This is a genomic window from Hyphomicrobium sp. 99 (assembly GCF_000384335.2).
Taxonomy (GTDB): domain Bacteria; phylum Pseudomonadota; class Alphaproteobacteria; order Rhizobiales; family Hyphomicrobiaceae; genus Hyphomicrobium_B.
In genome coordinates this window covers 2,175,159-2,181,479 of the sequence record NZ_KQ031382.1, presented here as the reverse complement: position 1 = coordinate 2,181,479, position 6,321 = coordinate 2,175,159, and the positions used below count along the sequence as shown (strand labels likewise).

5 protein-coding genes are annotated in these 6,321 nt (G+C 58.7%); 4 read left to right on the top strand and 1 reads right to left on the bottom strand.

The genetic code is table 11. The features are described from left to right. Positions 1-338 precede the first annotated feature (338 nt). Complete coding sequence (locus G359_RS10490) at positions 339-1,040, top strand: SDR family NAD(P)-dependent oxidoreductase (RefSeq protein WP_245279984.1); 702 nt, start codon at positions 339-341, stop codon at positions 1,038-1,040. Between the two features lie 9 nt (positions 1,041-1,049). Here the strand turns inward: G359_RS10490 and G359_RS10485 are convergent, their stop codons facing one another. Further along, positions 1,050-2,966 (bottom strand): hypothetical protein, encoded by a 1,917-nt coding sequence (locus G359_RS10485; RefSeq protein WP_045836085.1) that lies wholly within the window; start codon positions 2,964-2,966, stop codon positions 1,050-1,052. Positions 2,967-3,348: 382 nt separating this feature from the next. Between G359_RS10485 and G359_RS10480 the strand changes: the two genes are divergently transcribed. The 3 genes from G359_RS10480 (at position 3,349) to G359_RS10470 (ending at position 6,303) form a co-directional block, all read left to right on the top strand. Further along, complete coding sequence (locus G359_RS10480; RefSeq protein ID WP_045836084.1) at positions 3,349-3,813, top strand: MarR family winged helix-turn-helix transcriptional regulator; 465 nt, start codon at positions 3,349-3,351, stop codon at positions 3,811-3,813. A gap of 129 nt (positions 3,814-3,942) precedes the next feature. Beyond that, positions 3,943-4,968: an AraC-like ligand-binding domain-containing protein gene (locus tag G359_RS10475; RefSeq protein ID WP_045836083.1), complete on the top strand. Its 1,026-nt coding sequence runs from the start codon at positions 3,943-3,945 to the stop codon at positions 4,966-4,968. A gap of 171 nt (positions 4,969-5,139) precedes the next feature. Next, the gene (locus tag G359_RS10470; protein ID WP_052699295.1) at positions 5,140-6,303 is read left to right on the top strand and encodes an extensin-like domain-containing protein; all 1,164 of its coding nucleotides are present in this window, start codon (positions 5,140-5,142) and stop codon (positions 6,301-6,303) included. The last annotated feature ends 18 nt before the right edge of the window (positions 6,304-6,321 follow it).

Genomic DNA, 6,321 nt, shown 5'->3' with positions numbered 1-6,321 from the left:
GTGACCACATAAGTATTACATGACGAATGAAGCCCGGCTTAACCCATTGCCGGGCTTTTGTTTTTTCAGAGCGCCGTCCAATCCATCATGGGTGCAATGCAAAATCTATGTGGTTGAAATTGCAAACGGTTCCTGCTTTCAGAGGGTGTCAGAAGCTTGCCGATTGTCTGCCGCAAGCGTGCGCGAGACCTTGCCCCGGAATAGTGCGAGTTGACGAGGCGCGCAATGCGTTACGAATGCTTGAAAGCAGGCAACATCGCCGCCAATTGGGTTAATCTGGGGCGTCAGCGAACCTAGCGCTCCGCCGGACATGATGTGCAGTATTCTTGAAGGGAACAATGATGTCCAACGGAAGTCCCAAGGCCCTCATCGTCGGAGCGTCGCGGGGCCTTGGCCTTGCTCTCGTCGCAGAATATCTCTCGCGCGGGTGGGATGTCGTCGGCACCGTTCGTGGTAATGGCCGAACCGGACTTCATGACCTCAAGGACAAAGTTGGTGCGGCACTCGAGATCGAAACCGTCGACATCGTCCAGCAGGATCAAGTGGCGGCTCTGCGCAAGCGGCTTTCGGGCCAAGTTTTCGACTTGCTGTTTGTGAATGCCGGCGTTGCCAACGATCCGGATGAGACGATCGGAGATGTTTCGACCGAAGAGTTCATCCGCCTGATGGTCACGAATACGCTCAGCCCGATGCGGGTCATCGAGACCTTCGGCGATCTCGTGACACCGGCGGGAACGATCGGCGTGATGTCATCCGGGCTTGGCAGCGTGGCGGATAACGAGCATGGCGGATGGGAGATCTATCGCGGTAGCAAGGCCGCTCTCAACACGCTGATGCGCAGCTATGCGGCCCGGCACCGGAAAGACGGCCGTTCGCTCCTGATCATCGCGCCGGGTTGGGTGCGCACCGACATGGGTGGTCCGCACGCCGCGCTCGACATCAAGGAAAGCATCCCGCGCGTGGTGGATGTGATCACAGCTCAATCGGGAAAGCCCGGCCTCAGATATCTCAACTATCAGGGCCAGACCGTTCGCTGGTGAGCCAGATCCCTATGGCGTTGCCTTGACCGTCGAGCCGACGACGGCTGCGACGGCTTTGGCGTCTATGGGGCCAGGCTCTCGGTCCGCCGGCTCATCGGTCGTGCCCGGGGCGTTCTCGATTTCATTCAGCCATTCGGCCGTTCGCTCGAAGTCGGGATCGGCGATGAAGCGTTCGCTCGGCGCAAAACCTTCCGAACGACTGATGGCCTGTGCGATGAGCTTGCGAAATTCCGGAACGTCGAAATACGACGCGTGCACAAGTTCTTTCCATGTGAAGTACGTGCTGATTGCCGTATCCGCCGTATGGGACGGAACCGCAAACCTGATCTGGCCGATGGCCTTACGAAACTTGGCGATCGAGAGGCTCGCCGCCTCGTTGCTGTAGTCGGTAATAATGTCGGCGACCGCCCCCGGAAGGCGGGGAAGCGATTTCTCAAGCCACATTGGACGATCCAAAGCGCCTATGGCGACCTCGCCTTCTGTGTCGTTGCCGTAGGCGGCACGCTTGACCTCGGCATTGGTGATGCTGTTCAAAAATTTGCTGGCGATGGCGCTAATGAAAGTCGCGAAGGCTTGAATTACGACCATCAGGAGAAGCGCCAGGACTCCCAAGATCGCCGGCACGATGATCGCGGGAACAAACAGCGACCAGAACCACCGCTTCTGACGATCCTGCAAATCGGCGGCTCCCAGAGCCCAGGAAAGCTCATCGGTCACGACATGAAGCAGCAGGCCGCTATTGATCGAGAGGTCATGTCCGGCGCCGCATAACGTGCCGCTCTCGCACGGCTGCCCCTTGGATTCGAAGAAGCGTCTCTTAAAGCGCATGCCCCGCTCGATGGCGTCGAGGTTGGGATATTGCGCCTCGAGCGCCTCGCGCTTTTCGCGATACTGCTGCCAGGCCGCCTTGCGATCTTGCGGCGGTTGTACTGGCGCGCCGCTTTCCGTCCTTACCTCTTCGCCGTCGCCCTTGCGCGCGACGATGAGCTGACTGCGCAGTGCGGTCAAAGCCGCTTCGGCTTCAGGTGACGCATTCGCGTCGTAGATTTCCGTCTTAAGCCATTCCGCTAAGCCGACCATCGCGGGAGGTGACAGCAGGATGGCAAAGTAAATCAGCGGCAGCGTGATCACCGATAGCAGCGTGATCGAGGAGACGGCGAAAGATTTGTCGAAGAATTCAAGCCGAGCATCAGGCAACAACGCGAGACCCTGAATGGCTTCGTCTTCGGGATGAGACAACGGCAGCCAGCGCGACCCGAAGTTGTTTTTCGCGCGTCTCGTTATTCGAGAATGGTAGCTGAGCAAGCTGCGGCTATCGAGCCAGTGCAACACTATATAGAACGTCAGCGCGGGCAGGCTGGCGAGGACGCCCGTCGCGATCCATACGCGCGGAAAGGTATTTCCGAAGAGCGTTTGCTCGTTGCCGAGCTGGCTCGCCAGCACGTAGACGATGAACATCAGCAGCAGCATCATCGACGCGACGAAGATGACCTTGCGCATCAAGCTCAGTCTCGTCAGAAGCCAGAGCTCTTTGCGGAGCTTCAGGAAAGGTGTGCCAACCGTGATCCAGCGCTTCAGATTCGCAAGCGGTCTTTTGCGTGCGGCGCTTTCGAGCAGGGCATCTGAAAGAATGGATCCGCCGTGGCTATGGCCAACGATGCAGTAAGGCTCGCTCTTGGCCTCGAGTTCGTGCATGACCTTGGTGAGGCGTTCGCCGGCCTCGCGCCGCTCGGTTTCGCTGTTGTCCCCTGCCCAAGGAAAGGGCACGAAGTTCAGCTCCCCGTCGCGTGGGTCGATGAGCTCATGCATCTCCCTTTCGAAGATGCTGCCCTTTTCCCACCATTGCCATTCGGTCGGCGGCGCGCCGTTCGGATCTGCAGCCGTCGGGGCAGCAAACGTGCCATGCACCGCAATGATCGTGGCCAAAGCCCCCTCCTCAGTCCCCTACGCTGCACCCGCACAATGAGGTCCGAGAGCCGCGATTATGATGTCCCCATATCATCCACGGTAGCATCAGAGCAAAACCGGAGGGCTATGAATGTTTGCCTATGTGGCCTCTCTGCTCCGAGCAGGACGCGCACTGCCGATTCAAGTCGGCATCAAATCGCCGCGGGTACTTAGTCTCGGACGGAGAATAGGGGGCACTCCCGACCGTGATCGTTTGACGCGTTTTTGATCTTATCTCCCGCACATCCGACTTTCATCCCCCCACGAGTAGAGACGCCAGCTACTGAAAGCTGTTTTCTTCACGGAGTATTTGCGTGCGGAACAAGTCACGCGCTTACGAAAATCAAGGAAAAAATCTTCAATGAGTCAATCGACGTCCACGAACCCCCAGCGCTCCGTTATCCACCTCCTGCGACGCGTTGATCAGTGCGCTGCTCAGCTTTATTCGACCGAAAGCGCCGACAACGACCTCACGCTCCGTCAGCTCGCGATCCTCACCGCGATCTCGCGTCAAGAAAACCTGAGCCAGACCGATCTTGTCTCGATAACCGGGATCGACCGCTCCACCGTCGCTGGCATTGTCAGCCGTCTTCTGCGCAAGGGACTTCTGGAACGCAAGCGCTCGCCTCTCGATGGCCGCGCCTATTGCGTCCGTCTGTCGAAGCGCGGCCAAAAGGCCGTTTCCGGCGCCGACCGTCTTTACTCGCGCGTAGAAAAGAAACTTCTTGCGTCGGTTTCCGCGGCGGAAGCGACAAAGTTCGTCTCGACCCTCAAGACGATCCTCTCTGCACACGTTGACGACGAGCAATCCGGCGCATCTGCGTAATCTGCGAAGTTTGCTTGCCAATACAAAGGCCGCCGACATCAATCATAGATTGTTGGCGGCCTTCTAGGCTTTTGCAATTGACGTGTCGCCATTGCCACCTATCATTCAGAATGGTAGGGGACGAGGGCTATGTTACGCACGCAGTTAGACTGGGCACATCCGTCATCGAACGGCTTGGCCGAGTATTCCATCCACACATCCGACGTACACCCGCGGGATCGATTCCAATATTGGTTCGAGTCCAGCCGCCGGGTTTTGGGACCTTACGAAAACCGCCCAGATCAACGGGCCAGTTTCGAAGGGGATTTGCGCTATCTCCCTCTCCCCGGCATGTCGCTCATTGTCTTCCGCTGCAACGGCATGCGCGCGTGGCGCACGGAACGGCAGGCCAACCTCTTTGGCGATCTCGTCCATATCATCATGCCCCTCGCGGGCACAGTAAAGCTTCGGCAGGACGGTCGCGAGGCGGAACTCGGAACCGGAGACATCTGCCTCAGCGATGCCGGACGAGCATCGACGTTCATTCAATCGCCGCATGCCCGTTGCCTCGTCGTTGAATTTTCGCGGCGCGAGTGCGAGGCGCGCCTCGGTCCGCTCGGCCGGTGGACGGCGCGGCGTGTCGACGGCAAGCAAGGCGGCGGCGCGCTGGCCTCTGCATTCGCGAGACTTCTTCCCGACCAGATTTCCTTCATAAGCGGGCAATCACAGGCGGAGATTGCGCGGCAGTTCCTCGATCTCGTCGCTTTGGCGGTGAAAGAAATGGAGGGCGTCGCGTTTACGCACTCGTCGGCGCGGCTCGCGTCGTTGCTGCGTCTCAAGGCGGTGGTCGATTCCAACCTGACGAACAGCACCGTAACGTGTGAAGAGCTCGCGGCGGCGGCCGGCATTTCTGTTCGGTATGCCAATCAATTGCTCGATGCGGAGCAAACGTCCCTGCAAAGGCTATTGTTCAGCCAGCGCATAGAGAAATGCCAGGCGGCACTTGCAGATCCGGCGCAGGCGCATCGTCAGATCAGCGACATCGCGTACTCATGGGGCTTCGGGGACGTCTCCCATTTCGGCCGCCTCTTCAAGGCGATGACCGGCATGACACCACGCGAATACAAGAAGTCCAATCTCAGCGCGTTGACGAAATCTGAACGAACTTGCAGCTAAAATAGTGGCCGGGGAACCTTCAGGCCGCCAGTTTGCTTTTTTTGCTACGAGACCATCTCTGGTCAAATTCAAGGTCTATACTGTTACACGTCGTGCGCCGGGGCGCATTGTAAGGGTAAGCAGCTTGTAGGGTCCGTCTTGAGCGCGCAACAGGAATTGTTAGCCCGTGCCATGGCGCTTCGATCCAAGGCCGTAGCCAGGGCGCATAGCCTTGCCGTTCGCTATTCCGTCATTCTCACCCGCGCCGTTTTTCTCGGCCTTTTATTGCTCCCGCTGCTTGAGCCAAACAGCTTCTATATAATTCGCGCGGGCCGCGTCACGTCTCCATCGGAGACTGAGTTGCGTGCGCGATCAGAGGTCGGGGCCGTAGCGCCGGAAGTTGCCCCCGTGATCACTGCTGAAGCCGACCGACCGCCTTCCGCGACCGAAGATGAACCACCGCCAGCAAAGACCGCCGATAGCAAGGTACCGACCTTGCCGCTGGTGGATATGCCCGCGCCGTTATTGCCAGCGCAGCCGGCGGATACAAATGCAGAGCCGGGTGCTCCGGATGCCAAGCCACTCCCGCCTTCGAAGCAGGCGGCATTGCCGTGGACGGATGCTGAAATCGCCGACGCGAAGGCAGAGTGCTCGCGGCTCCTTGCGAACGTCCCCGTCATAACGGAGGAACTTCCACCGGCTCGCGAGGGAATTTGCGGGGCACCTGCGCCGCGTGAGCTTAGAAGTGTCGGCGCGAGCGAAAGCAAGGTGAAATTAGATCCGCCTGCTACGCTCAATTGCACGATGATCGCCGGGCTTGCAACATGGATTACCGACAAGCTGCAACCAGCTGCCAAGCAAAGCTTCGGTTCACCCATCGTACGCGTCATCGCGGAATCCTACTCGTGCCGGAATCGCTATGGCCTTTCACGTGCGCCGCTTAGCGAGCATGCGTTGATGGATGCCGTCGATGTCACAGGGTTCGTTCTCGCCGATGGAAAGGTGATTCGAATTTCCCGAGGATGGGGCCCAACGACCGCGCAACTGAAACGAGCGGCAGAGAAGGCCAACGAAACGCCGACGGTCAGCAAGGTCAAAGGCGGAAAATTTCTTGTCTCAGCTTCAAAGCTAGGCGCCAACGATGTTGCGAAGCACGGCGACGAGAAGCCAAAATCGGAGGAAGCCGAGAAGGAAGCCGCCGCGAAACTGGCCCTGTCATCGTTTCTTCATCAAGCGCACGATGATGCCTGCGAGATTTTCGGCACAGTGCTTGGCCCGGACACCAACGACGCGCATCATGACCATTTCCATCTCGATATGAAAGCGCGTCAGCAAAAGCGTTCGCTGTGTCAGTAGCCGGGCTCACGTGAAGGC

Coding starts and splice junctions, on each gene's coding strand:
- G359_RS10480 (WP_045836084.1), top strand. CDS start 3,349: ATGAGTCAATCGACGTCCACGAACCCCCAGCGCTCCGTTATCCACCTC.
- G359_RS10475 (WP_045836083.1), top strand. CDS start 3,943: ATGTTACGCACGCAGTTAGACTGGGCACATCCGTCATCGAACGGCTTG.
- G359_RS10490 (WP_245279984.1), top strand. CDS start 339: ATGATGTCCAACGGAAGTCCCAAGGCCCTCATCGTCGGAGCGTCGCGG.
- G359_RS10470 (WP_052699295.1), top strand. CDS start 5,140: ATGGCGCTTCGATCCAAGGCCGTAGCCAGGGCGCATAGCCTTGCCGTT.